Source organism: Haloarcula sp. CBA1122 (assembly GCF_009741785.1).
GTDB classification, from domain to species: Archaea; Halobacteriota; Halobacteria; order Halobacteriales; family Haloarculaceae; genus Haloarcula; species Haloarcula hispanica.
In genome coordinates, this window is the sequence record NZ_WPCB01000013.1 from 22,729 (window position 1) to 46,110 (window position 23,382).

26 protein-coding genes and 3 pseudogenes are annotated in these 23,382 nt (G+C 63.9%); 23 read left to right on the top strand and 6 right to left on the bottom strand.

Annotated features, from left to right (window positions below):
* The first annotated feature begins 151 nt into the window (after window positions 1-151).
* The 5 genes and pseudogenes from sucC to GJ630_RS20500 all read left to right on the top strand — a co-directional run bounded on the left by sucC (window position 152) and on the right by GJ630_RS20500 (window position 5,017).
* Window positions 152-1,300, top strand: coding sequence for an ADP-forming succinate--CoA ligase subunit beta (sucC, locus tag GJ630_RS07140; RefSeq protein WP_014040054.1), 1,149 nt, complete (start codon window positions 152-154; stop codon window positions 1,298-1,300).
* A pseudogene (gene sucD / locus GJ630_RS07145) lies at window positions 1,297-2,167 on the top strand (succinate--CoA ligase subunit alpha). The gene sucC and the pseudogene sucD overlap by 4 nt, the downstream one beginning before the upstream one ends.
* Before the next feature lie 43 nt (window positions 2,168-2,210).
* The gene (locus GJ630_RS07150) at window positions 2,211-3,203 is read left to right on the top strand and encodes a hybrid sensor histidine kinase/response regulator (protein WP_050037838.1); all 993 of its coding nucleotides are present in this window, start codon (window positions 2,211-2,213) and stop codon (window positions 3,201-3,203) included.
* Window positions 3,204-3,446: 243 nt separating this feature from the next.
* Window positions 3,447-3,683, top strand: coding sequence for a hypothetical protein (locus tag GJ630_RS07155; protein WP_004593153.1), 237 nt, complete (start codon window positions 3,447-3,449; stop codon window positions 3,681-3,683).
* A 264-nt stretch (window positions 3,684-3,947) separates the two neighbouring features.
* Window positions 3,948-5,017, top strand: a pseudogene (locus GJ630_RS20500) (sensor histidine kinase).
* A 20-nt stretch (window positions 5,018-5,037) separates the two neighbouring features.
* Here GJ630_RS20500 and GJ630_RS07165 read toward each other — a convergent pair.
* Complete coding sequence (locus GJ630_RS07165; protein ID WP_014040050.1) at window positions 5,038-5,469, bottom strand: SRPBCC family protein; 432 nt, start codon at window positions 5,467-5,469, stop codon at window positions 5,038-5,040.
* A 60-nt stretch (window positions 5,470-5,529) separates the two neighbouring features.
* On the opposite strand from GJ630_RS07165, the gene GJ630_RS07170 reads away from it, so the two are divergent.
* The 3 genes from GJ630_RS07170 to GJ630_RS07180 are packed head-to-tail and all read left to right on the top strand — an operon-like array spanning window position 5,530 to window position 9,388.
* Window positions 5,530-6,432: an ABC transporter ATP-binding protein gene (locus GJ630_RS07170; protein ID WP_008309802.1), complete on the top strand. Its 903-nt coding sequence runs from the start codon at window positions 5,530-5,532 to the stop codon at window positions 6,430-6,432.
* Window positions 6,433-8,307, top strand: coding sequence for a PrsW family intramembrane metalloprotease (locus GJ630_RS07175; RefSeq protein WP_191449632.1), 1,875 nt, complete (start codon window positions 6,433-6,435; stop codon window positions 8,305-8,307).
* On the top strand, window positions 8,300-9,388 hold the full coding sequence (locus tag GJ630_RS07180) for an ABC transporter permease (RefSeq protein ID WP_014040048.1): 1,089 nt from the start codon (window positions 8,300-8,302) through the stop codon (window positions 9,386-9,388). The genes GJ630_RS07175 and GJ630_RS07180 overlap by 8 nt, the downstream gene beginning before the upstream one ends.
* A gap of 23 nt (window positions 9,389-9,411) precedes the next feature.
* On the opposite strand, the gene GJ630_RS07185 is transcribed toward GJ630_RS07180, so the two are convergent.
* Entirely contained in the window at window positions 9,412-9,825 is a 414-nt protein-coding gene (locus GJ630_RS07185; RefSeq protein ID WP_014040047.1) for a CopG family ribbon-helix-helix protein, read from the bottom strand.
* Between the two features lie 103 nt (window positions 9,826-9,928).
* On the opposite strand from GJ630_RS07185, the gene GJ630_RS07190 reads away from it, so the two are divergent.
* The 3 genes from GJ630_RS07190 to GJ630_RS07200 all read left to right on the top strand — a co-directional run bounded on the left by GJ630_RS07190 (window position 9,929) and on the right by GJ630_RS07200 (window position 12,215).
* The gene (locus GJ630_RS07190) at window positions 9,929-10,816 is read left to right on the top strand and encodes a hypothetical protein (RefSeq protein WP_050037833.1); all 888 of its coding nucleotides are present in this window, start codon (window positions 9,929-9,931) and stop codon (window positions 10,814-10,816) included.
* A gap of 70 nt (window positions 10,817-10,886) precedes the next feature.
* Window positions 10,887-11,864 (top strand): aldo/keto reductase, encoded by a 978-nt coding sequence (locus tag GJ630_RS07195; protein ID WP_191449633.1) that lies wholly within the window; start codon window positions 10,887-10,889, stop codon window positions 11,862-11,864.
* A 57-nt stretch (window positions 11,865-11,921) separates the two neighbouring features.
* On the top strand, window positions 11,922-12,215 hold the full coding sequence (locus GJ630_RS07200; RefSeq protein ID WP_014040044.1) for a hypothetical protein: 294 nt from the start codon (window positions 11,922-11,924) through the stop codon (window positions 12,213-12,215).
* A 7-nt stretch (window positions 12,216-12,222) separates the two neighbouring features.
* Here the strand turns inward: GJ630_RS07200 and GJ630_RS07205 are convergent, their stop codons facing one another.
* Window positions 12,223-12,723, bottom strand: coding sequence for a macro domain-containing protein (locus GJ630_RS07205; RefSeq protein WP_151103220.1), 501 nt, complete (start codon window positions 12,721-12,723; stop codon window positions 12,223-12,225).
* A 119-nt stretch (window positions 12,724-12,842) separates the two neighbouring features.
* Here GJ630_RS07205 and GJ630_RS07210 point away from each other — a divergent pair, with 119 nt between their 5' ends.
* The 12 genes and pseudogenes from GJ630_RS07210 to GJ630_RS07255 all read left to right on the top strand — a co-directional run bounded on the left by GJ630_RS07210 (window position 12,843) and on the right by GJ630_RS07255 (window position 20,441).
* Window positions 12,843-13,547, top strand: coding sequence for a YqjF family protein (locus GJ630_RS07210; RefSeq protein WP_050037829.1), 705 nt, complete (start codon window positions 12,843-12,845; stop codon window positions 13,545-13,547).
* A gap of 21 nt (window positions 13,548-13,568) precedes the next feature.
* Window positions 13,569-14,243 carry a DUF2071 domain-containing protein gene (locus tag GJ630_RS07215; protein WP_050037828.1) on the top strand — a complete coding sequence of 225 codons (675 nt, stop codon included), beginning with the start codon at window positions 13,569-13,571 and terminating at the stop codon, window positions 14,241-14,243.
* A gap of 80 nt (window positions 14,244-14,323) precedes the next feature.
* Window positions 14,324-15,708 (top strand): annotated as a pseudogene (locus tag GJ630_RS07220) (response regulator).
* A 36-nt stretch (window positions 15,709-15,744) separates the two neighbouring features.
* Window positions 15,745-16,539, top strand: coding sequence for an HAD-IIA family hydrolase (locus GJ630_RS07225; RefSeq protein ID WP_191449634.1), 795 nt, complete (start codon window positions 15,745-15,747; stop codon window positions 16,537-16,539).
* 66 nt (window positions 16,540-16,605) lie between these two features.
* On the top strand, window positions 16,606-17,196 hold the full coding sequence (locus tag GJ630_RS07230; protein ID WP_129755040.1) for a DJ-1/PfpI family protein: 591 nt from the start codon (window positions 16,606-16,608) through the stop codon (window positions 17,194-17,196).
* A gap of 198 nt (window positions 17,197-17,394) precedes the next feature.
* Complete coding sequence (locus GJ630_RS07235) at window positions 17,395-17,622, top strand: zinc ribbon domain-containing protein (protein ID WP_008309824.1); 228 nt, start codon at window positions 17,395-17,397, stop codon at window positions 17,620-17,622.
* A gap of 2 nt (window positions 17,623-17,624) precedes the next feature.
* Window positions 17,625-17,795, top strand: a complete 171-nt coding sequence (locus GJ630_RS19470) for a hypothetical protein (RefSeq protein ID WP_165353748.1) — start codon at window positions 17,625-17,627, stop codon at window positions 17,793-17,795.
* A 171-nt stretch (window positions 17,796-17,966) separates the two neighbouring features.
* The gene (locus GJ630_RS07240; RefSeq protein ID WP_008309827.1) at window positions 17,967-18,215 is read left to right on the top strand and encodes an MTH865 family protein; all 249 of its coding nucleotides are present in this window, start codon (window positions 17,967-17,969) and stop codon (window positions 18,213-18,215) included.
* A gap of 129 nt (window positions 18,216-18,344) precedes the next feature.
* Window positions 18,345-18,494, top strand: coding sequence for a hypothetical protein (locus GJ630_RS19475; RefSeq protein WP_008309829.1), 150 nt, complete (start codon window positions 18,345-18,347; stop codon window positions 18,492-18,494).
* 82 nt (window positions 18,495-18,576) lie between these two features.
* Window positions 18,577-19,269, top strand: coding sequence for a metal-dependent transcriptional regulator (locus GJ630_RS07245; RefSeq protein ID WP_023843205.1), 693 nt, complete (start codon window positions 18,577-18,579; stop codon window positions 19,267-19,269).
* On the top strand, window positions 19,266-19,973 hold the full coding sequence (locus GJ630_RS07250; RefSeq protein ID WP_050037824.1) for a TMEM165/GDT1 family protein: 708 nt from the start codon (window positions 19,266-19,268) through the stop codon (window positions 19,971-19,973). The genes GJ630_RS07245 and GJ630_RS07250 overlap by 4 nt, the downstream gene beginning before the upstream one ends.
* A gap of 69 nt (window positions 19,974-20,042) precedes the next feature.
* Window positions 20,043-20,441: a hypothetical protein gene (locus GJ630_RS07255; RefSeq protein WP_023843204.1), complete on the top strand. Its 399-nt coding sequence runs from the start codon at window positions 20,043-20,045 to the stop codon at window positions 20,439-20,441.
* A 75-nt stretch (window positions 20,442-20,516) separates the two neighbouring features.
* Here GJ630_RS07255 and GJ630_RS07260 read toward each other — a convergent pair whose 3' ends face one another.
* From GJ630_RS07260 to GJ630_RS07270, 3 genes are read right to left on the bottom strand one after another with little or no spacing between them, the layout of a single operon-like run.
* Window positions 20,517-21,491, bottom strand: a complete 975-nt coding sequence (locus tag GJ630_RS07260) for a metal ABC transporter permease (protein ID WP_014040033.1) — start codon at window positions 21,489-21,491, stop codon at window positions 20,517-20,519.
* The gene (locus tag GJ630_RS07265) at window positions 21,488-22,285 is read right to left on the bottom strand and encodes a metal ABC transporter ATP-binding protein (RefSeq protein ID WP_014040032.1); all 798 of its coding nucleotides are present in this window, start codon (window positions 22,283-22,285) and stop codon (window positions 21,488-21,490) included. Before GJ630_RS07265 ends, GJ630_RS07260 begins: the two co-directional genes overlap by 4 nt.
* Before the next feature lie 8 nt (window positions 22,286-22,293).
* The gene (locus tag GJ630_RS07270) at window positions 22,294-23,379 is read right to left on the bottom strand and encodes a metal ABC transporter substrate-binding protein (RefSeq protein ID WP_191449635.1); all 1,086 of its coding nucleotides are present in this window, start codon (window positions 23,377-23,379) and stop codon (window positions 22,294-22,296) included.
* Between the last annotated feature and the right edge of the window lie 3 nt (window positions 23,380-23,382).

Consider the following 23,382-nt stretch of genomic DNA (forward strand, 5'->3'; position numbering starts at 1 on the left):
CATCCCGAGTCGCTTCAGAACCAGCCGTATCGCGCTACAGCGCGCTCCCGAACCACTATCCTCACCCACAGTAAACTGGGACGGATTCCGCGTGGTCGCCGGAAGAGAAACGGACGGATTTAAATCGCCACCGCTCGGCTTTCTGCATGACATGCGCTTGCACGAATACCAGGCGAAGCAAGTCTTCGCTGACGCGGGCATCCCGACGCCCGCCTCGCAGCTGGCCGAGACAGTGGACGAGGCCGTCGACGCGGCCGAGGAAATCGGATATCCGGTCGCCATCAAAGCACAGGTACACGTCGGCGGCCGCGGCAAGGCCGGCGGCATCAAGCTCGTCGAGTCCAAGGAGGAGGCTCGCGAAGCTGCCGAGGACATCATCGGGATGGACCTCAAGGGCTACCACGTCTCGAAGGTGCTCGTGGAGGAAGCCGTCGACTTCGTCAACGAGCTGTACGTCGGCGTGACGATGGACCGCGGCGAGGGCCGCCCCGTCGCAATGGTGTCCACCAAAGGTGGCGTCAACATCGAGGAGGTCGCCGAAGAGGACCCCGACGCCATCGCCCGGGAGCACATCGACCCCGCCTTCGGCATGCACCCGTTCCAGGCCCGGAAGGTCGTCTACGAGGCCGGTGTCGACCGCGAGGTCGCAAACGACGTGGCGAGCGTCCTCACGACGCTGTACCAGCTCTGGGACGACCGCGACGGCGCCGACACGGAGATCAACCCGCTGATGATCACGGCCGACGACGAGGTCATCGCGGCCGACGCTGTCATGAACATCGACGGCGACGCGCTGTTCCGCCAGCCCGAAATCGCGGAGATGGGCGAGGAAGCGGCGGAGGGCGACGAACTCGAACAGAAGGCCGACGAGTACGGCTTCGACTACGTCCGACTGGACGGCAATGTCGGCATCATCGGCAACGGCGCGGGCCTCGTGATGACGACGCTGGACCTCGTGGACTACTACGGCGGCGAACCCGCCAACTTCCTCGACGTGGGCGGCGGCGCGAAGGCCGACCGGATCGCCAACGCGCTCGACATGGTGTTCTCCGACGAGAACGTCGACTCGGTCGTGTTCAACATCTTCGGCGGCATCACCCGCGGCGACGAAGTCGCCAACGGCATCAACCAGGCGCTGGAGCAGTTCGACGAGATTCCGAAGCCGGTCACCGTCCGACTCGCAGGGACCAACGCCGAAGAGGGCATGGAGATTCTGAACGAGGATCTGGTGACGGTCGAGCACACGCTGGAGGACGCCGTCCAGCGTGCGGTCGAGTACGCAAAGGAGGTGGAAGCATGAGTGTGCTAGTCGACGAAGACACGCGCGTCGTTGTACAGGGAATCACCGGCGGAGAAGGGAAGTTCCACACCGAACAGATGCTTGAGTACGGGACGAACGTCGTCGCCGGCGCAGTGCCCGGCCGCGGCGGCCAAGAAGTCGCCGGCGTCCCGGTGTTCGACACCGTGCAGGGCGCGGCCCGCGAGGAAGACGCCAACGCCGCCGTCGTGTTCGTGCCGCCGGCCTCGCCGGTGACGCCTGCTTCGAGGCACTCGATGCAGACGCATCGACCTCGTCGTCGCCATCACCGAGGGTATCCCGACCCAGGACATGGCCCGGGTCTACCGCAAACTGCAGGAGACCGACACGCATCTCGTCGGTCCGAACTGCCCCGGCGTCATCACGCCCGGCGTCGCCAAGCTCGGCATCCTCCCGGGGAACATCTTCTCAGAGGGGAACGTCGGTCTCGTCTCCCGCTCGGGGACGCTGACCTACCAGGTCGTCGACAACCTCACCAACCGCGGCATCGGCCAGTCGACGGCCATCGGTATCGGCGGCGACCCCATTATCGGGACGGACTTCATCGGCGCGCTCGAACAGTTCGAGGCCGACCCCGACACCCACGCCGTCGTGATGTGCGGCGAAATCGGCGGTGAAGACGAGGAGGAGGCCGCGCGCTTCATTGGCGAGCACATGGACACGCCGGTCGCCGGCTTCATCGCCGGTCGGACCGCACCGCCCGGAAAGCGCATGGGCCACGCCGGCGCTATCGTCTCCGGCTCCGGTACCGGGACCGCGCAGTCGAAGATTACCGCGCTTGAGGACAACGGCGTCCCTGTCGGTGACACACCAGAGGAAGTCGCCGACCACGTCGAAGACCTGCTGTAGGGCACCGTCGGTTTCTTGTCGTCCGTTTTCGTAGTGTCAGGTGATGACGCCTGCTCGTGGGACCGTCTATCTCGTGGTCGGTACCGAAGCGACAGACCTAGCTGCGGCACTCTCCGAGGCGCTGACAACGGACGGGGCAACAGCCGAGGCAGTCCGAGACACGAGCGTCGTACGGGACCGGCTGAGTGACGGGGATGTCAGAGGTGTCGTCGTCAGTGACGACGGCGACCACGACGGGATAGCGGTGTTCGAGGAACTGCGAGCGGCCGGGGCCGAGATTCCGATTGTCCTCGTCGCGAGCGACCCCGAACCGGACCGGGTCACCGAGGCGCTCCGGGCCGGCGTCACCGATTACGTGACCGCGGAGACGCCGGCATCCCTGTTGGCCGCGAAACTCGAAGCGTACGCGACCCGGTGGCCGACCGACTGGCGGGTCGGTGCCGTACAGTGGGACGACATATCGAGCGGCGTCTCTCACGACGCGAAGAACCCGCTGAACGTCGTTATGGGCCGATTAGAGCTACTCGACATCGGTGAGCCCCACGAAGACGCATTGAATCGGTCCGTTCGCCGAGTCGAGACACTGCTCACCGATCTCTCGCGCATCGGGAGCACCGCGTGTCCCGTCTCGGAAACGGACTCGCTCTCGCTTTCTGACGTAGCCACTGAGGTCTGGGCCGCAGAGAGCTACGAAAATGCGACGCTGGAAGTGGTGACTGACACGTCTGTCGACGCCGAAAACGACCGACTGCAGTTGCTCCTCCGCGAACTGTTCGACAACGCGGTCACACACAGCGAGGGACCCGTAACCGTCACCATCGGTGCAACCGAGTCCGGGTTCTACGTGGCCGACGACGGCCCGGGGATTCCCGAAGCGGACCGCGACGAAGTGTTCGACCAGGGCTTCGGGACGACGCGGGAGGGGGAGGGATACGGACTGTTCCTCGTCGAAACTGCGGCGCGCGCCCACGGCTGGACAGTATCGGTCGGGAGCAGCGAATCCGGCGGCACGCGGATCGACGTGACGACAGCCTAGCGGTTATCTCACCCACAATCGCTGTCGGTATCTGGAAGACGGCGGCTGGGCTGGTCCCGAACTGGCTGTGGCCGAGATGTGTCGATAGCTATTCGGCCCTGTCGACCATTACTGTCCAAGATGTGAGATGTATGTGGTGCCGAAAACCGACGGACGGCGGCCGACCTGAACCTTCCGTCAACGGAAAGAAGCGGCCGTGAACGTTCCGGTATCGCTATAAGGGATGAATCTGTAGTTTCGAATATGCCTCATATTTGTCGGAACTGCAAGCGGACCTTCGGCACAGAACTCGAACTCGAACTCCACCGCGACACATGTTCGGACGGGCAGCTCTACTGCGACGAATGTGGCGACCGGTTTACCGAGCGAGCGGCGACGGAAGACGGCTGGCACTATCGATGTCCGAATGACGACTGTGACGGCACCGGGATCGACGACGACATCCACAAAGTATCGGACGCACGCGTAACCAAACAGTAGCTGGCAGGAAAACAGGCCGAGCCGACAGTAACACCGACGATAATGCTGGGAAATACGCCGCACACCTGTTCCGTTGGCCAGCAGATGTAAATGCACGTCTAACAAATCGATGCGGAAGTGACAGACCCAGATCGCCGCTCAGATCGCCTGCCAGCCCTTATTCAGGGAGTCGGGTGGCTGCTCCTCCTCGGAGGCGTCGCTAACTATTTTTATTTCTCTGATTCCGGCCTATCAGCGCTTGTTACTGCTGATTTCGTGGTCAGTATGCTGGCAATCGTTCCGTTTGCAGCGGCGATCATCGTCGGCGGGTTCTGGCTCAGCAACTCGGAGATCGAGCCGGACCACTACCGGCGTATCGGGGTCTGGTTCGCTGGGGGGCTGGTTTCTTTTCTGCTGTTGAATGTGGCGATGATTCTAACCTGGCCGACGGGGTCGCTAAGTGAAGACATCGGCTGGGCGCTGTTTGCGGCTATCGTCGGCGGCTTCGGTGGCCTCATGATGGGAATCTTCGAAGCGCGCGCGATATCCCGAGCCGTCGAGGCCGAGCGACAGCGACTCCGCCGGGAGGCCATTGAGCAGCGCAACGAACGCCTCGACGAGTTCGCGGCCGTCGTGGCACACGACCTCCGGAACCCGCTCAACGTCGCGTCCGGTCAGTTGGAACTCGAACGAATGGACCGGGACTCGGAACATCTGGAAACGGCTGCGAGAGCGATGGACCGAATGGAAACGCTCATCGACCGGACGCTGACGCTGGCTCGAAGCGGGCACGTCATCAGCGAGACGGAGGCCGTTGATCTCGCAGAACTGGTCGATAGCTGCTGGGAGGCCGTGCCGACGGCGGATGCGACGCTCGAAAACGAAGTGACAGCCGTCATCGACGCGACCCGGATCGGCTCCGTCACCTGTTCGAGAACCTGTTTCGGAACAGTGTGGAGCATGGCTCCACAGGCAGTCGAACGGGGCCCGACGACAGTGTTGGGCATGGGTCCACGGGCAGGCAGTCACCGTCAGAGGACGCCCTCGAACGTGGCAGTGCTAACCTGACGATTCGTGTCGGCGAGATGTCTGAAGGGTTTTACGTCGCCGATGACGGCTCCGGAATTCCGTCTGAAAAGCGTGATGCGGTGCTCGACGACGGCTACACCACCACGGACGGCGAAGGCGGGCTGGGGCTGGCAATCGTCCAGCGCATCGTCGAAGCCCACGGCTGGGACATCGACGTGACCGAAAGCGACGGGGGCGGGACACGCTTCGAGATTACGGACATCACGAGAACGGATAGCTCCGAGAAAGACACCTACACGCGCTCGAAGACGCCGATACAGCCCTGACGGGTCGACGCGGTCACTGCCTACGCCTCTCGTCGTCGTGCGATAGCAGCGACGTGCTGGCACGCTCGGGCACACACCGGAGCGTAGCCGGTCGCCAGCGGCGGGATTTCGAACCCAACGACGGAGCCGGAAGCCCGTTCCTCGGCGAAGTGACCTGTTGCGGGGAGCCGAGCGACGTTCCACGTCCAGCGATACGGCGCACACGCCGTCACTTCAAACGGGAGCCACACCACGCCAGCAGCGCGAACGCGGCCGGCCGTCCCGTCATCGATATATCGGGTGTCTGTTTCGACGGTTGTGACCGACGGCCCCCAGTCGGACCAGCAGTCGGTGTCGGTCAGGACATCCCACACGGTGTCGACCGACGTATCGACGTCGTGCCGGACGATCAGCCGTCGCCCGTCCGGTGTTTTCTCGATCGAAACACTGCTCGTGCCGAGTTCGAGTGCCATTATCAGAAGCAATAGGCCGGAGCCAAGGTATAGGTTAGTTCACCCACAATCAATCGCCAGATGATTGACGCCCGGGATATTCGGAAGGAGTACGGCGGTTTCGTCGCTGTACAGGGCAGTTCGTTTTCGGTCGACCGCGGCGAGGTGTTCGGTATCATCGGGCCGAACGGGGCCGGCAAGACGACGACGCTGAAGATGCTGGCGGGTCTATTAGAGCCGACAAGCGGCTCCGCCGAGATAGCTGGGCTCGACACCGAGACCGCGGAGATGCGCCAGCAACTGGGCTTTCTGCCCGAAGAATCGCCGCTGTACGAGGAGATGACGCCGATCTCCTATCTGAAATTCTTCGCCGACCTCTACGACGTGGACCCGGACGTGGCCGAGGAGCGGATGCACGACACGCTGGACGAACTCGAACTCGAACACCGCGACCGGAAGCTCGGCGATATGTCCAAGGGGATGAAACGGAAAGTCGCCATCGCCCGCTCGCTCATCAACGACCCCGACGTGCTCATCTACGACGAGCCGGCGTCGGGACTGGACCCGCTGACGACGAACTACGTCATCGAGTTCACGGAGCAGTTGGCGAAGGAAGGCAAGACCATCGTTTTCTCTGCACACAACCTCTTTCACGTCGAATCTATCTGCGACCGGGTCGTCATCATGAACGAGGGCGAAATCGTCGCCCGCGGCGACCTCGAACAGCTTCAGGCCGAGTACGGCCACACGCGGTATCACGTCTACACCACCGTCGACGTGCCCGGCGCAGCCAAGGAAAACGGCACCTACGAGCGCGTCGTCGAAAGCATGGAGGCAGTCGAGACGACACGCAGGCAGGCCGAGAACCGGGGCGGCGACGTGGTCGACATACGGACGGAGGAGTCCAGTCTGGAGGAGGTGTTCCTCAACGTCGCCGAGGCCGGGACCCGCGGCACGCGGTACGTCGAGGAGGACGCGGAGTAGATGCAACCCGACAAGCTCCTGCGCGTCGCGAAGTGGGAGGTGACGAAAAACGCTGGCGGTGTCGACAAGCGGACTATCGTCGTGATGGCGCTGTCGCTCGTTGCGATGGGCGCGGTCGCCGCGATAGCCGTCAGCGGCGGCACTGGTGCGGGCATGGACGACGGCATCTACCGGATCGGCGTCGAGGAGAACAGTCCCTACTACGGCGTCGCGGCAGATGACCGGACGTTCGACATCCGTGAGCCTGACCCCGCTGCCATCGAGCGACGCCAGCAAGAACTCCTGTATCGGGGGACCCAACTCCAGAGCGTTCCACGGACGGCGAAAGAACGGGCGGCGCTGGCCGAACTCCGCGACAGTACGGCGCAGTACAACGACCGGACACTCGCTCGGGACGACAACCAGACCGCCGCGTTCCCCGTTTCTGTGACGCTTGTCTACGAGCAACAGTCGGGGAGCAGCCAGCTCGACCCCCGAGGCGGCGACAGCAGTGACGGGTCGGGTTCCTCGGACGGCAGTGGGACAAGTACCGGCGGCAGCGGTGACGGGTCGGACACGAGCGGTACTGGCGGGTCAGCCACAACCGGCGGCGGGGACGGCGGAACCGCCGGCGGCAGCGGTGCGAACCTCGGCGCTATCGGCGCGCGATTGACCGGCGACGTGCAGGGTGGCACCCCCTCGGACATCTCGCCGCCGTTCCCCTTCGAGTCGCTCGTGCTCGCCTTCCTCTACATCGTCCCGATGAACTTCGTTATCCAGGCCTACGGCTCGTCGATGCTCTCCGAACGGCTGAACCGCCGCGGCGAACTCCTGCTGGTGACGCCCGCCTCGCGGGGGGACATTATCGGCGGGAAGACGCTCCCGTACTTCGTGGGTGCTGTCGGCGTAGCGGCGCTCATCACCGCGGCGCTGCGGTTCGGGAACATCGCGCCGGCGGGGAGCTACGTCGCGGTGCTGGCGGTGGTCCCGCTCGTCGTTCTGTTCCTCTCGGCGACGTTCTGCGGGGCGATGTTCGCCCGCTCGTTCAAGGAACTCACCTTCGTGACGGTGACGATAACGGTGACACTGACCTCGTACGCGTTCGTCCCGGCCATCTTCACCGACGTGACACCGATTGCACTCATCTCGCCGCTGACGCTGGTCGTGCTCGACCTGACCGGTCAGTCGGTTGGGCTCTCGTCGTTCGTGTTCTCGGTGACGCCGCCGCTACTGACCGGACTAGTGCTGTTCGGTCTGGGAGCCGGGCTGTACCGGGAAGAGGATATGTTCACCCAGCGTCCGATTCCGCTGAAGGTGCTCGATGCGCTGGCCGGTGGTATCAACTCCCGCCGGAGCGCGCTAAAGATGAGTATCGTCCTGTTGCCGCTGGTCATCGTCGCCGAACTGGCAGCCATCGCGTTCTTGTTCGTCCTCGATTCGGTGTCGCTGAACGTCTTCGGGACGAACCAGTCGCTCGGCATCGTGCTCGTGCTCGGCGTCATCGTCATCGTCGAGGAACTGGCAAAGAGCTTGCACGTCTACGCCGGCTACGAGCACGCCCGTTACGAGCGGACGCTCCGGTCGGCGCTCGGCATCGGTGCGCTCTCCGGACTCGGCTTCTTCATCGGGGAGAAAGGGCTGCTTATCGCCAGGCTGTCCGACCTCGAAAGCCTGCCCATCGGGGAAGCCGCCCTGCAGGGCGCGACGTTGCCAGCCGGCCTGCCGCTGTGGGTTGCCGGGCTGCTGTTCCTGCTCCCACTGGCACTGCACACGCTGACGGCGGCCATTTCCTCGGTGGGCGCGAGCCGCGGTCGCCGGGCCTATCTCGGTGGGCTCGGGCTGGCTATCGTCATCCACTTCGCCTACAACTTCGCGGTGGTGAGCACCCTTGTCTGACGACCGCCCCATCTGGCGCGACCCGCGGGTCGTCGTGGCCCGCCGGGACATCCGGTCGCTGTCCCGCGAGAAGACCATCGTGCTGGCGCTGCTCATTCAGCTGTTCGTCGCGGGGTTCTCCTCGTTCCTCGTCGTCGGCCTCACGTCGCTGTACGACCCCAGCTCGGTCGCGGCCGGTGAGGTGGAGATGGCCGTCACCGGTGACGCCCGCGAGGAACTTGAGGCCGCGGCCGCTGAACAAGATGGGACCAGCGTCACCGCCTTCGAGAACGAGGACGCCGCACAGCGGGCGTTCAATCAGCGACGGGTAGACGCGATACTGCGCGGCGACTACGTCCCGTCGACGCGCGGACCAGGGGAGCAGATAGCGGTCACTGCTGTCGTGCCGGAGGGGAGCATCCGGTCGACACTCATCGTCGTCGAAGTGCGCCGGGTCCTGAGCGCGCTGGAGCGCCAGGAGCGACTGGAGCGGACGCCGTATCTCGACAAGCCGCCTGTGCCGCTCCCGGACACTGTCAGCGCGAGCCAGTACTTCGGGTTCACCTACACCATCCTGATTCCGCTGCTGTTGTTCCTCCCGCCGTTCATCAGCGGATCGGTTGCCGTCGACACTGTCACCGAAGAGATCGAGCGCGGCACGATGGAACTGCTCCGCGTGGCCCCAGTGTCATTACTTGACATCATCGACGGGAAGGCCCTGGGAATGGTGTTACTTGCCCCTGCACAGGTGCTACTGTGGCTCGCATTACTGTCGACGAACGGCATCGCCGTCTCGAACCCGGCGGCGATTCTGCTGTTCATCACCGCAGTCACCGTCGTCGTCGTGACGCTCGGTGTCGTGCTGGGCATCACGCTCCAGAACCGTCGCCCGGCGCAGTTGCTGTTCTCCGTGCTCACTCTCGTGCTGTTCGGCGGGGCCGTGCTCCTCCCGGAACACCCGGCGACCACGGTGGCGAAGCTTGCGGTCGACAGCCCGACCTTGCTGACCTACGGCCACGTCGGTGGCGCAGTGCTGGTGGCGGTCGCTGGCTACGCTGCCGCAAGGGTGTACATCGGCCGCATCGCCGCGGAAGCGCTGTAGAGCGGAGGGAAGAAGAGCAGGCGTTACCCGTGGCCGTGTGGCTCCGCCGCCTCGTCGCGGATGACCATCACCTTCACTCGGCGGACGGCGTCGAAGTCCCGTAGCCGATAGGTGAGGTCCCGGACCCGCTCGGCCGGGCCGCGACAGAACAGCGATTCGAGACACCACTCGCCCTGATGGGTGTGACTGGTGTTGAGAATCACGTCCTGAAACGTGTGCTGGACGGCGTGGAGGTCCCGAATCACGTCGGCGTGGCGGTAGTCGAACCCGACCAGCGCTACCACGTCGCCGTCCATCGCCGCGAGCCGTGAGTGTCGCTCGACGTACTCCTCCATAGCCTCTCGCACCGCCCGCGAGCGGTTTTCCAGGTCCTGTTCGCGCCAGACGCGGTCGAACTCCGCGAGAAGGCCTTCGGGGATGTTGACGCTCGTTCGCATACCCGGATTGCCGTCGCCGGCCACAAAGGTCCCCGTATTACGCAGCCCCCGATTCCGTAGTAACAACCCTTAGGCAGGGCCGTAGCGTCGGTGTGGTACATCGATGGCATACAGCGAGGCACTCGGCCTGTTTCTCGGGGCAATCGCTCTCGGCGCGGTTCACGGGCTCGAACCGGGCCACGGCTGGCCGGTCGCCGCGTCCTACGCCCTCGACCAGTCCAACGCGTGGCTGTCCGGCTTCGCGGCGAGCCTCCTGCTGGGCGTCGGCCACCTCGTCAGCAGCATCGCGATGGTGTTCGCGTTCTTCTACGCCAAGGCCTACTTCGACCTCACGCAGGCCAACGAGCCGCTGGAACTGGCCGCTGGCGTCCACATCGGCGGGCCGGTGAGCATCGTGGCCGGCTGTCTGCTCATCGTGCTTGGCATCCGTGAGTATCGGTACGGCCACGACCACGGGCATGGCGACGCGGCGGAGACTCACGACCACCAGGCGGCATCGGGCCACGACCACGAGCATGGCGAAGTAAATGCCAACTCCCATACTGATTCCAATTCGCAGGACCATCAGCATCAGCACCACGGGCACTCCCACGGCAGTAACCACTCGCACGGAGACGACAGCGGCGGCCTATGGTCGCGGGTGTTCGGCAGACTCCCGCTCGTCGGCGGCCACTCCCACGCGCACAATGGTCTGGACGATGCCGCCGACCGGGGGCTGTTCGGCATCGCCTGGTTCGCCTTCCTGCTGGGGTTCGCCCACGAGGAGGAGTTCGAGATTATCGCCCTCTGTGCCGGCTCGCCGTACTGTCTGGAGCTGATGAGCGCCTACGCGGCCACGGTCATCGTCGCGCTCGTCGGCCTGACGATGGCGCTCATCGCTGGCTACCAGCAGCACGAGGCGGCCGTCGAGCGGTACACGCCGTACCTCCCGTTGGTCTCCGCCGTCGTGCTCGTCACGATGGGTCTCGGGTTCGTGGCTGGCATGCTCTGACGGACGGTTTCTCACCGCAGTCCGGCCGCTCGCCCCATCCTTTTTGCTCGGAGCGCCCGGGGTGGGGAACATGGAGTACACGACACTCGGGTCGACTGGTATGGAGGTCAGCCGGCTCTGTCTGGGCTGTATGAGCTTCGGAACCTCGGAGTGGCGCGACTGGGTGCTCGATGAGGACGAGAGCCGCGAGGTCATCGAGCGGGCCATCGACCTCGGCATCAACTTCTTCGATTCGGCCAACATGTACTCGATGGGCGAGTCCGAGCGGGTCCCCGGGACCGTCCTCGACGACTACGACCGCGACAGCCAGGTCGTGGCGACGAAGGGGTACTTCCAGATGGACGAGGACAACCCCAACGCCGGCGGGCTCTCGCGGAAGGCCATCGAGCAGGAGCTGTCGAACTCGCTTTCCCGGCTCGGGATGGACACCGTCGACCTCTACCAGATCCACCGCTGGGACTACGACACGCCCATCGAGCAGACGCTCCGGGCGCTGGACGACGCGGTCCGGCGGGGACAGGCGCGCTACGTCGGTGCGTCGTCGATGTGGACCCACCAGTTCGCTGACGCGCTCCGGACGAGCGAGCGCGAGAGGCTGGAGCGGTTCGAGACGATGCAGAACCACTACAACTTGCTGTATCGGGAGGAGGAACGCGAGATGCTCCCGCTGTGTGAGAAAGAGAACGTCGGCGTGATGCCGTGGAGCCCGCTGGCCCGGGGCTATCTCACCCGCCCGCACGAGCAGGTCGAGGAGACGGTCCGGGGCGAGACGGACGACTACGCTCGCGAACACCCCTACTACGAGGGTAACGGCCGCGAGGTCAACGAGCGCGTGCAGGAACTGGCCGACGAGTACGACGCCTCGATGGCACAGATCGCGCTGGCATGGGTGCTCGACAAGGAGTTGGTCGACGCACCGATTATCGGGACAAGTAGCCTCGAACACCTCGAAGAAGCGGTCGCGGCGCTCGAAATCGACCTCTCGGCGAGCGACGTGGAGTGGCTGGAAGAGCCATACGAGCCAGTTCGGGTGTCTGGCCACGAGTGAGCCCCCAAAACGGTTAACCCGCTGTGCGATGAAGCACTATATTGAGGAAAGGTAACAATGACCAATGCTCGGGGGCCGAGCAGCGAGACACTCGAGGAGACGGCGGGCAGTGACGCCTGCGTCTGTTCGATAGGTAACGCGGTCGAACACTACGTGACCGGGATACTGGGGCTCGTCGCGACGCTCGTCATCGGCGTGCAGGCCTACCCCTGGCTCCAGTCCGTCGCCGATACCACGTCGTATCTCGGGTCGACGTGGCTGGTGTTTAGTTTCGCCGCGATATGGCTCATCTGCTGGATCGCACTTGAAGTCGCCTGGGAGTGGCGTGCCGGACGGGTACACCTGCTGTAACAGACAGTTAGTCGCGAACGTCAGCCGCGATTCGTTGCATCCCTTCGAAGTCGTCGTCGGAGTAGGCGATGAGTCGCACGTCTGTCAGGGATTCGGGCTCGTACTCGTCGATGACGGCGCAGATAATTCGGATACCTTCCTCGAAGTCGAACCCGGCGATACCACAGCCGAGCGCCGGGAGAACGAGCGACTCACAGTTCAGTGCGTCCGCTTCCACCAGTGCGTTCCGGGTCGCCGTGCGGATGCTCTCGGCGGTTGACTGGCCGCCCGGTGGCATCGCGGCGGCGTGAATGACGTACTCGGCGTCGAGGTCGTAAGCGTCGGTCGTGGCGACACCGCCGAGGTCGACCGGTCCCTTCGCGACGGCCTCGTCATTCAGCCCCGACCCGGCCGCGTGCTTGAGCGCCCCCGCGACGCCGGAGCCCATCTGCAGGCTCGTGTTCGCCGCGTTGACCAGTGCGTCCGCCGACTGTGCAGCGATGTCGCCCTGGATCACCTCGAACTCCATGCACGATGCTGGGGGCGGAGCGGTCAAAGTTCTAGCGCCGATGCGGCCGGACGCACTCATTGCTATCTGTCACCGCGTCCCACGACAGGCAGAAACCTGTTTGGCCTTTACTACCAGATATGGACCTGCTGACGATGACGTGGCGGGACGTGGGGTTCATGCACTGGCCAGTCGAGCCCGATATCGTCCAGACGACGCTGCCGGACGGGCTCGCTGTCGACACGTACGACGGGCAGGCGTGGCTCAGTGTGGTCCCGTTCCAGATGGCGGACATCAGGCCGCGAGGCAGTCCGATTGGGCGGTCCTTCGGCGAGCTAAATCTCCGGACCTACGTGGTCGCCGACGGAACGCCGGGGGTGTACTTCTACAACCTCGACGCCGACGACCGCCTCAGCGTCACGCTGGCCCGGCGGCTGTTCCAGTTGTCCTACTACCGGGCATCGATGCAGGTCCGGCCCGACGGCGACAGCGTCGAGTTCCGGAGCCGTCGGACCAGTTCGCGCGCACCGCCGGCGGATTTCCACGCCACCTACGAGCCGACTGAGCCGCCGTCGACACCCGAACCGGGCTCGGTGGAGTCGTTCCTCGTGGAACGGTACCGCTTCTACGCCGCGAGCGACGACGGCACGGTGTACTACGCCGACATCGACCACGAGCCGTGGCCGCTCCAAGCGGGGCGAGCCGACATTCGGACGAACGGCCTGTTCGCCGCGTCGGGGTTCGACAGGCCCGACGGCGAGCCGCTCGTCCACTACTGCGCCGAGATTCCGGTGACTGCGGGGCGACTCCACCGGCTCGACGGGGTCTCCCAGTACACTGATTAGCGTGTCGGCCCCAGTGAGGGTGTGGTCGCCCTCCGTCCGCTGCAGGTCACGCTCGACGACGTTTGCTTCTGTCACTGGCCGGTCCCCGAGACAGCGGTGCAGGCGACAGTCCCCGACTGGCTCACCGTCAAGACGGCTGACGGCGACGCCTGGGTGTCGGCCGTTGGGGCAACTGTCGACCGCGTCGAGACGTTCGGTATCGAGGTCGCCGGGCCGTCAGAGTTGCTCACGGTTCGGACCTACGTCCGCGGACCGACCGGTCAGCGCGGGGTCTGCGTGCTGGCGCTGTTCGGTGACGACAGGCGGACAACGACGGCGGTTTCGGAGCTGTTTCGCATCACAGTCGGTGACGCTACCCCGCGAACGCTCTCAACGGCCGACCGTCGCCGGGTCCTCGACGCCGGGGAGCGGCGACTGTTCGAGTGCCGGTACACGGCTGGCGGTGAGCCGGTGGCGATTCCACCGGACTCACTGGCCTCGTTCCTCGTCGACCGACAACGGTACTTCACAACCGGGCGCTTCGGGACGCATCTCGTTGGGAGCGTCGGCCACGACCCGTGGCGACTCGACCGCGTTGACGCCACTGTGACCGGGTCAGTACTCCCGCTGGTTGACATATCTGATCGTGAGGCAGAGCCGTTAGTCCATCACAGTCCTGGGCTTCGGGTTTCGATTGCCCCACCGGTACCGCCCTAGCCGGGACCAGCGGGCAACCTAGCTCCCTTGAAATATAAGTACGGACAGACCGTTGGGGGAACAAGGACCCTGCCGCCCATATGACATCTGAAAGTAATATACGAACGCTTGTTGTTGACGACAGCGATTTTTTCGCGGAGATGACCGCTGATACGCTCACGCAACAACACGGCATCGAGTCCGTTGCTGCAAACAGCGCTACGGAAGCGCTGGAGCGACTCGACGGGGGTGGGTTCGACTGCGTCGTCAGTGACTACGAAATGCCGGAAATGGACGGGCTGGAGCTTCTCGAAGAGATCAGGGAGACAAACCCCTCTATCCCGTTCATTCTGCTGACTGGGCGGGGAGACGAAGAGACGGCGAGTGCGGCGATTGCGGCGGGCGTCGCCGACTACCTCCTGAAACTCGAAGTCGTCGAAGACAAACAGTACGGTCGCTTGCAAACCGGATCGAGAACGTCGTTTCACAGGAGCGAACCCGCAAGAAGTTCGAATCGCTCGTATCTGATTCGCCGGATGGTATCGTCCACCTGACGACTGACGGGACCCTCCTCTCAGTGAATCCCTCGATGGCACGCAGACTGGGTGCTGACCCCGATGCGCTCATCGGACAGCAACTGAGCGAAGTGATGGACAGCGAAGCGGCCAGCCAGCGTCTCGAAGCCGGGAAAAGCGCGGTCGAGAACGGTACTGCGACACGGTCCGAGGACGCCGTCGGGGGGCGGCATTACCACAACCAGTATATCCCCGTCGACAGTCACCGCAAAGCCGATACCTTCCAGTTGGTCTCACGCGACATCACTGAACGCGTCGAACGCCAGCGCGAACTGGAGCGCCAGAACGAGCGGTTAGAGGAGTTCGCCAGCGTCGTCAGTCACGACCTCCGGAACCCGCTGAACGTCGCGCAGGGCGCGGTCGATTTGCTCGGGGAGCCTGCCGACAGCGAAGAGGCCGAACTGATCGCCAAGATCGACCGGTCGCTGGACCGGATGGGCTGTATCATCGAGGACGTACTCACACTGGCACGGCAAGGCCAGACTGTCAGTGATCCGAAGGAGACGGAGCTATCCACGCTGGCGTCGACTGCGTGGACCTGGATCGAGGCGGAACAGGCCTCCATGTCGGTCGAGTCGAGCACGGAACTCGCCGCCGACAGCGGGCGCGTGCAGGACCTGCTGGCGAACCTGTTTCGAAACGCCATCGAACACAACGATGGTGACGTCGAAATCGAGGTCGGACTGCTGGAATCCAACGACGGGTTCTACATCGCGGACAACGGCGAGGGTGTCGAGGACGACGCAGACGACGTGTTCGAGATGGGCTACTCATCGACGGAGGACGGAACCGGGTTCGGCCTGGCTATCGTCGAACAGGTCGCCGAGGCCCACGGCTGGGAAGTGTCACTGACTGATAGCGACAGCGGCGGGGCGCGCTTCGAAGTGACAGACGTCGAACTGCACGACTGAGACGGATTTTTCACCGCCGGGTCCCGAGTGGTGGTAATGACAGTCGAGGGGGTCATCGTCGACCTGGACGGAACGGTGTACCACGGAGAAACGTTGTTGCCGGGCGCGGCGTCGGCAATCGACGTGCTCAGGGATCGAGGCCTGGGAATCTGCTTTTTTTCGAACAATCCGATCCACGACGGGAGCGAGTACGTCGAGCGCTTGCGTGGGATGGGCGTCGATGCCCGCGAGGGTGAGGCCTGTTCCTCCGGCGTCGTCACCCGCGAGTACCTCAACGGGTCCCACGCGGAGGACAACGTGTTCGTCATCGGGAGCGACCAACTCCGCGGTCTGGTCGAAGGGACGAACGCACGCTTAGTCGAGGACCCCGCCGAGACCGACGTGTTACTGGCCTCCTGGACGGATGGCTTCCACTACCACGACATGGTTGACGCGCTCCGGGCCGTCGACGACGACACCGTCTTCCTCGGGACCGACCCGGACCGGACGTTCCCCGGCGAGGACGGCGACCCGGTCCCCGGCTCCGGGGCGATAATCAACGCCGTCGCCGGGGTCATCGAACGGGACCCGGACCGGATACTCGGCAAACCCTCAGAGATCGCCGTCCAGGCGGCGCTGGAGCGGTTAGGCTGTGCCCCGGCGGACTGTGTAATCGTCGGCGATCGGTTGGAGACGGACATCGCGATGGGCGAGCGGAACGGAATGACGACCGTTCTCGTCCGGACCGGCGTATCCAACGAGCGGTCGCTGGAACGGAGCGCCGTGACGCCCGACTACGTCATCGATTCACTGGCGGATATCGAGCAGGTGCTTACATCGCTCGACAGGTGACACGAAACTGGTAATTCACCTGCGACTTTATTTCGACTGCGACCGTAGCTTTGACTGGTGTTTCCAATGGGCAAAGACATCCTCATGATCGTCGGCGATTTCGGCGAAGACTACGAAATAATGGTGCCGTTCCAGGCGCTGCAGATGGTCGGCCACGAGGTCGACGCGGTGTGTCCCGACAAAGCGGCCGAGGAGACAGTCAAGACAGCGATACACGATTTCCGCGGCGACCAGACCTACATGGAGTCCCGCGGCCACGACTTCGTCCTGAACGCGACGATGGCCGACGTAAATCCCAGTGACTACGACGCACTCGTCGTTCCCGGCGGGCGTGCCCCCGAATATCTCCGGACGTACGACGAGGTGCTGGATGCAGTACAGCACTTCTTCGAGGAGGACAAACCCGTCGCGGCGTTGTGTCATGGTCCGCAGATTCTCGCCGCTGCCGACGTACTGGACGGCTACGAGATGACGGCGTACCCGGCCTGTCGTGCCGAGTGCGAGGCCGCCGGCTGTTCGTGGGTCGACGAGGTAGTCACCGACGGCAACCTCGTCACCGGACAGGCCTGGCCTGACCATCCCGAGTGGCTCGCGCAGTTCATGGACCTGCTCGGCGACGAAGTGTCCCACGGTGACCCGATCCCGGCCGACGATTGAGCGCATTCGTTGGCTGAGCCATGCAGGATTGAGGAATTCATAACAAACAAATAACGCGGGCGTTTCCCTCCGTTGAGGCGGGTGGGTTCTGGCATAGTGCACCATTACGTTCGCCCGCCTCGTTTGACGTACGCTCGTCGTAACTATCGACAGGGTAGCACCAGATTTGTTACAGAGGGGCACGAAACGTCGGCTGCAATGCCCTCCAACACTTCACCACAGGACGACGACCGCGGCTGTCCGAAGTGCGGCCACACCGGCACTGACGTGGGTAACATCTCGACCACCGGCGGCGGCCTCTCGAAGATGTTCGACATCCAGACGAACCAGTTCCAGGTCGTCACATGTACGAACTGCGGCTACTCGGAGTTGTACCGTGACACCGGGTCCGCGGGCAGTGATCTGGCGGATATCTTCCTCGGCTGACGATGCCCGCCGTAACCGGACTGTTCCTCGTGGTCGCGTCGCTCGCGGTGGTCGCACCGCTGGTCCTGTACGCGCTGGTCCGAAGCGAGCACGATCAGCGCAACGAGATGGATCGCGAGACGGCCGAACGACTGGCCCGGCGCGATACGGACGACGACAGTCGGGTCCGGTGACCAACACGGGACCGTCGCGTCGATTGCAGGGTTGAGTCGTTCGCGTACTTCCCCACACTGATTCAGCGGCGTGAGTGCCTAGTACCGTTGTAACTCCCGAATAAACTCCAAACAATGGGAAAGTGTACCGATGTCGAACCTTTTATCATAATTCTCGCACAACGTCCGACCATGGTTGACAAAGAAGACCTCCGCTCACAGTTCGTTGACGCGTTCCAGGAAGCAGACTACCCGATCTCCAGTCCGATGGACCTCGTTCCGGCACTCCCGGGCGGCCCGTCGACGAAGTTCGAGTCCGGCGACTTCTCGATGACAGCGATGGAACTGAACACGAAGCTCAACGGGGAGTTCCCATACGACAACGTCGACGCGTTCGTCGACGACGTCATGGCCTCGCTCGAAGATCAGGACCTCATCTGAGCGGGCCATACCGGCTCCGGCCGCTTCACCGGTCTCGTGCGATAACTCGGGAGATTCCCGGACGAACGGGTCGGTAGCCGTACCCGCCAGACCCTTGAGCTTTATCAGGGCAACGCTCATAGTCGGTATATGGTCGGTTTGCCGGGGATCGAGACGCTCGTTCGGACGTTCGGACCGTTTCTCATCCCCGCAACGCTGTTCGTTCTGGGTGCCATCGGCTATCTGTTCCTGTGGCTCCTGACACGGAACCGACGAGAAACGTACGCTGCTGACGACTGACGGCTGTCGGTCGAATGTGTCCGGGGCGCACAAAGTTGTTGGAATCACCAATCTTTTGAGTTAGATTCGTCTAATTTGGTGTATGTTGAGTGCCAAGATGGAGGATTATCTGAAGGCCATCTATCGCCTCGAGCGGGACGGCGACCCGCCGATTGCTCCGTCTACTATCGCCGAGATGCTGGACGTTACGGCACCGACGGTCACCAGTATGGTCGAGAAACTGGCCGACCGCGGGCTGGTCGAGCGCGAGAAGTACAAGGGCGTGCGGACGACGCCGGAAGGCGAGACGGTGGCCCTGGAGATTATCCGCCACCACCGCCTGCTTGAGACGTTTCTCACCGAGCAGTTGGGGTACGACTGGGCCGAGGTCCACGAGGAAGCGGAGGTGCTCGAACACCACATCAGCGAGGAGTTCGAGCGCCGGGTCGCGGCGGTCCTCGACGAGCCGGAGTTCGACCCCCACGGGGACCCGATTCCCAGCGACTCGCTGGACCCCATCGACGACGAGTCCGCGACGGCGCTGTCAGAACACAGTGAAGGGGGACGACTCGAAGTCGCACGGGTCCGGGACCGAGACCCCGACGAACTCACGTATCTCTCCGACGCCGGCATCACGCCGGGGACCGTGCTGACTATCGAGGAGGTTGCCCCCATCGGGATGGTGACGGTCCAGCTAGAGAGCGGGTCGTCGGTGTCGCTCCCGGACCACATCGCCGATGCGATTCAGGTCCGCGCACCGGATACGCAGGGCGAAGACGGAGTGAGCCAGGCGTGAGCGACGCGACGTGGCTGACAGTGGTCGCGATAGCGGCCGGTGCGCAGTTGGCGGTCCTCCCCGGCGAGAAGGTCCAGTTCATCATCGCCGGCCTGTCGACGCGGTTCAACCCGTTCCTCGTCGTCAGCGCGGCGGGGACGGCCTTCGCCGGCTGGACGGCACTGGAGATCTGGTTCGGTTCCGCAATCACGTCGCTATTGCCCGGCATCGTCCTCGAAAGCCTCACCGCGGGGATGTTCCTGCTATTCGCGATACTACTGCTCCGCAGTGCCCCGGCGGCCGGCGCGGAGCAACAGGAACCCGCGTCCGGCTTCACCACTGACGGCGGACAGCTAGACGTTCGCGTTCCCGTCGTCGACTGGCAAGTGCCGAACAGACTCGGCGGCTTCCTGCCCATCTTCGCGATGATGGCCTTCGGCGAGTTCGGCGACAAGACCCAGCTCATTACGATCACGCTCGCCGCCCAGTACAGCGCCCACCCCAGCGCCATCTGGGCCGGTGAGATGCTCGCCATCATTCCGGTGAGCCTCGCCAACGCGCTGTTCTTCCACCGTTTCGCCCACCGTTTCAACCTGCGGAAAGCTCACTTTGTCGGCGCAGGGCTCTTCCTGTTTTTCGCCGCAGACTTCGCCCTGAGCGTGACGATGGGGTTCTCGCTGTGGGAAACGATGGTTTCGTCCATCGCGGCGCAGATGGGTGTCTGAGACGGTGTGATACCGGCTGCTGTGTGAACGACAGAAGACTTTTCGAGAACAGCCGAACAGTTCTGGATGATGCCCTCTAGACGCACCGTCCTCACAGCAGGGACACTCTTCGCACTCTCGGGCTGTTCCGCGCTCAGTCCTGCGAGCGCTCGACTTGCCGGCGTGCAGCTAACGAACACCGGTTCGACGACACAGGAGTTCGAATTCACGGTCACGGTCGACCGCGAGACAGTGTACGAGGAGACACATACCGTCGCGGCTGACGAAGACGGCGCAACCGTGGAACTGGACGATGCGCTTCCGGACAGACAGGGCACGATAACGATAGCGACGACCATCGCCGGGACCGATATCTCGGAGGAGACGACGTTCGACGACGACAACTGTTACGACGTCATTGTCGAATACACCGGTGACAACGTAGTCCACTGGCAGAGCGGGAGCAGCGACTGTGATGCATTCCAGTGACTCGCCCATAGGTCAGCGTTTAGTCGCCAGCCATGGCTCTCAGTTACAACGGTCGACCCCAGTAAAAGGCGTCGTTCAGTCGTGACTGATGCTGTCGAGTTCCCGCGTTTCATCGGGAGCGCCCGTCTGTCGGACTTTCCCGGCAAGGACCGAGAGGACGTAGATCCCCACGGCGACGAGAACGATGACGCCGCCGGCTGTCGCACCGGCGTAGTACGAGATACCGATACCGAGCAGGACGGCCAGTTCGGCCAGTACAATCGAGACCAGCAGTGATTCCGAGAAGCTCCGGGACACCTGTGTCGCGCCGGCGACCGGGACGACCAGCATGGCCGCGACGAGGATGACGCCCATTATCTGCATCGCGCCGACGACGACGAGCGCCGTCAGCATCACCATAATCCGGTTGTACCAGGCGACCGGGAGCCCGGCGACGGCGGCGGCGGTCTCGTCGAACGTGACGTACAGCAACTGATTGCGGGTGAGCGCGACCGTCCCGACGATGACGCTGAACAGCCCGAGCATGATGACCGCGTTCTCGGCGGACACCGTCGAGAGGTTGCCAAAGAGGTACTGATTGATACCGACAGCCAGTCCGCCAGCGTTGAGGCTGATGAGGACCGTCCCCAGCGCGAATCCCGTTGAGAGGACGATAGCCATCGAAACGTCGTTGTAGGCGTCGGTCGCTTCGGAGATGAGTTCGATGAGCAGCGCTGCGATGACGGCCACGACGACGGCGGTCAGATACGGCGAGACGCCCAGCTCGAAGACGCCGTTGAGAAACAGCCCGACGGCGACGCCGGCGAAGGCCGTGTGGGCGAGTGCGTCCCCGATGAGCGCGAGTTGGCGGTGGACGAGGAAGGTCCCGATGAGCGGCGCGATAACGCCGACGCACAGCCCGACGAGTATCGCCCGGTACATGAATGTGTACTCAGGGTTGATGAGTTCCAGTCCAGTCAGATGGTAGAGCTGTGTCAGGAGCCAGTACCACAGTTCGAGGATCGGGACGAACGCCTCGTAGACGCCGCCGGCGGCCAGCGCGAGCGTCATCCGTTGCCTCCAGTCAGCGACTGTGCACCCGTCCCGAAGGCTCTGGCCAGCGCCGCGCTGTCGGTGAATTCCGCCGACGGACCGTCGAAGTAGATTTCACCGTTCAGGCAGATGACGCGCTCCGCGTGTTCGGTGACGGCCTGCAGGTCGTGTTCGATGAGCAGGACGGTGATGCCGTCGTCGTGGAGCGATTCGAGCAGTCCGTAGAAGGCGTCGACCGATTCGGTGTCCACGCCGACGGTCGGTTCGTCCAGCACGAGCAGGTCGGCCTCACCAGCGAGTGCCCGGGCGATGAACGCCCGCTGGCGCTGCCCGCCGGAGAGCTGGGTGATTCGCCGGTCGGCGAACGCCGACATCCCGACTGTGTCGATGGCTCTGTCGACGATACGCCAATCGGCCGCGGAGAGACGGCCGAACCCGACGTGTGGGAACCGGCCCATCTTCACCACTTCGCGGACCGTTATCGGCATTTCCCGGCTCGTCCCAGCACGCTGTGCGACGTAGCCGACTCTGGCGCCGTCGTCGAACGCCGTTGCGTCGACGCCGAACAGCTCTGCAGTCCCGGCATCGGGCTCCAGCAGGCCGAGCAGCAACTGCATGAGCGTCGACTTGCCGGAGCCGTTCGGGCCGACCACGGCGACGTACTCCCCGGCGTCGATACTGACACTGATGTCTTCGACGACGGGCGTGGACGTGTACCCGAACGACACGTCCGCGAGTTCGACGACAGATGGCTGGCTCTCGCTCGATTCGGTCGGCGCTTCGTCGGCATCGTCTCTGTGTTGTGAACGCATTGTCGGTTTCATTCGAAGTTCCGCCAGGTCTCGCTCCAGCCGTCGGGACCAGCGTCTTCAGGTTCCTTGTTACCCAGAACGACCTCGAACGTCGGCATATTTATCCGATAGGCGATTTCCTCGTATCCCCAGTCGTTTTCGACCCACTCCTTGCGGACGCCAGCATACGGTGTCACCGGGTAGTAGGCTTTGACCGGTGTCTCGGCGATGAGCTGTTTTGCAGGCTTGCGCGTCTCGAAGACGCCGGCCCCGATGTACCGGATGTCGTTGTCCTCGATGACCGATTTCGCCTCGGTGATGTCCGAGGGCTTCACGTCACCGCTGGCCGCGAGGTTGACCACGAGCGGGCGCATCTTGACGCTGTAGCGCGAGCCGATGTACTGGAAGGCGTTGTGTGCCGCGAGCTGGACCACGTTCCTCTCGGCGCGGTCGAAAATCTCGGCGTAATCCGCGTCGATGCGGTCGAGGACCTCAGAGTTGTACGTCTCGGCGTTGTCCCGGAGCGTGTCTTCGGCGTCCGGGGCGAGCGCGACCAGCCCCTCGGTGATGTTGTCGACCGACTGTTTCGCGCGCCGCGGGTCGAGCCAGAAATGGGGGTCTCTGGCTCTATTCTGTCCGACGCCCTCTTCGTCGCGGTCGAGACTCGCCGCGAGCGATTCGAGTTCGATGCCCTCGCGGACGTTGATGAGTTCGGTATCGACGTTGTCGTCTTTGAGTGTCTGAATCGCGCGGTCCGCCCACGGCTGGAAGTCCGGGCCGACGTGGATGAACGCGTCCGCGTCGATGATATCTCGCGTGATGCCGGCGTCCGGTTCCCAGCCGTGGCCGTGCAGTCCGGTCGGAATGAGGTTCTCGACCGTTATCGGCGTCCCGCGTGCGATCTTACGGGCAAAGTCGTAGAAACTGAAGAAAGACGCCACCGCGACCGGTCCGTCCGCGCCACTGGTGCTGTCGCTGCTGTTCGATGCCGCTTCCGTCCCGCCACCGGTCAGACAGCCGGCAAAGCCGGACGCGAGGCTCCCCGCGCCGGCACTGAGTACCTGCCTGCGGGTGACGCTATACGGCTGGTCGCCACAGGGTTGGTTAGTTGCCATGTG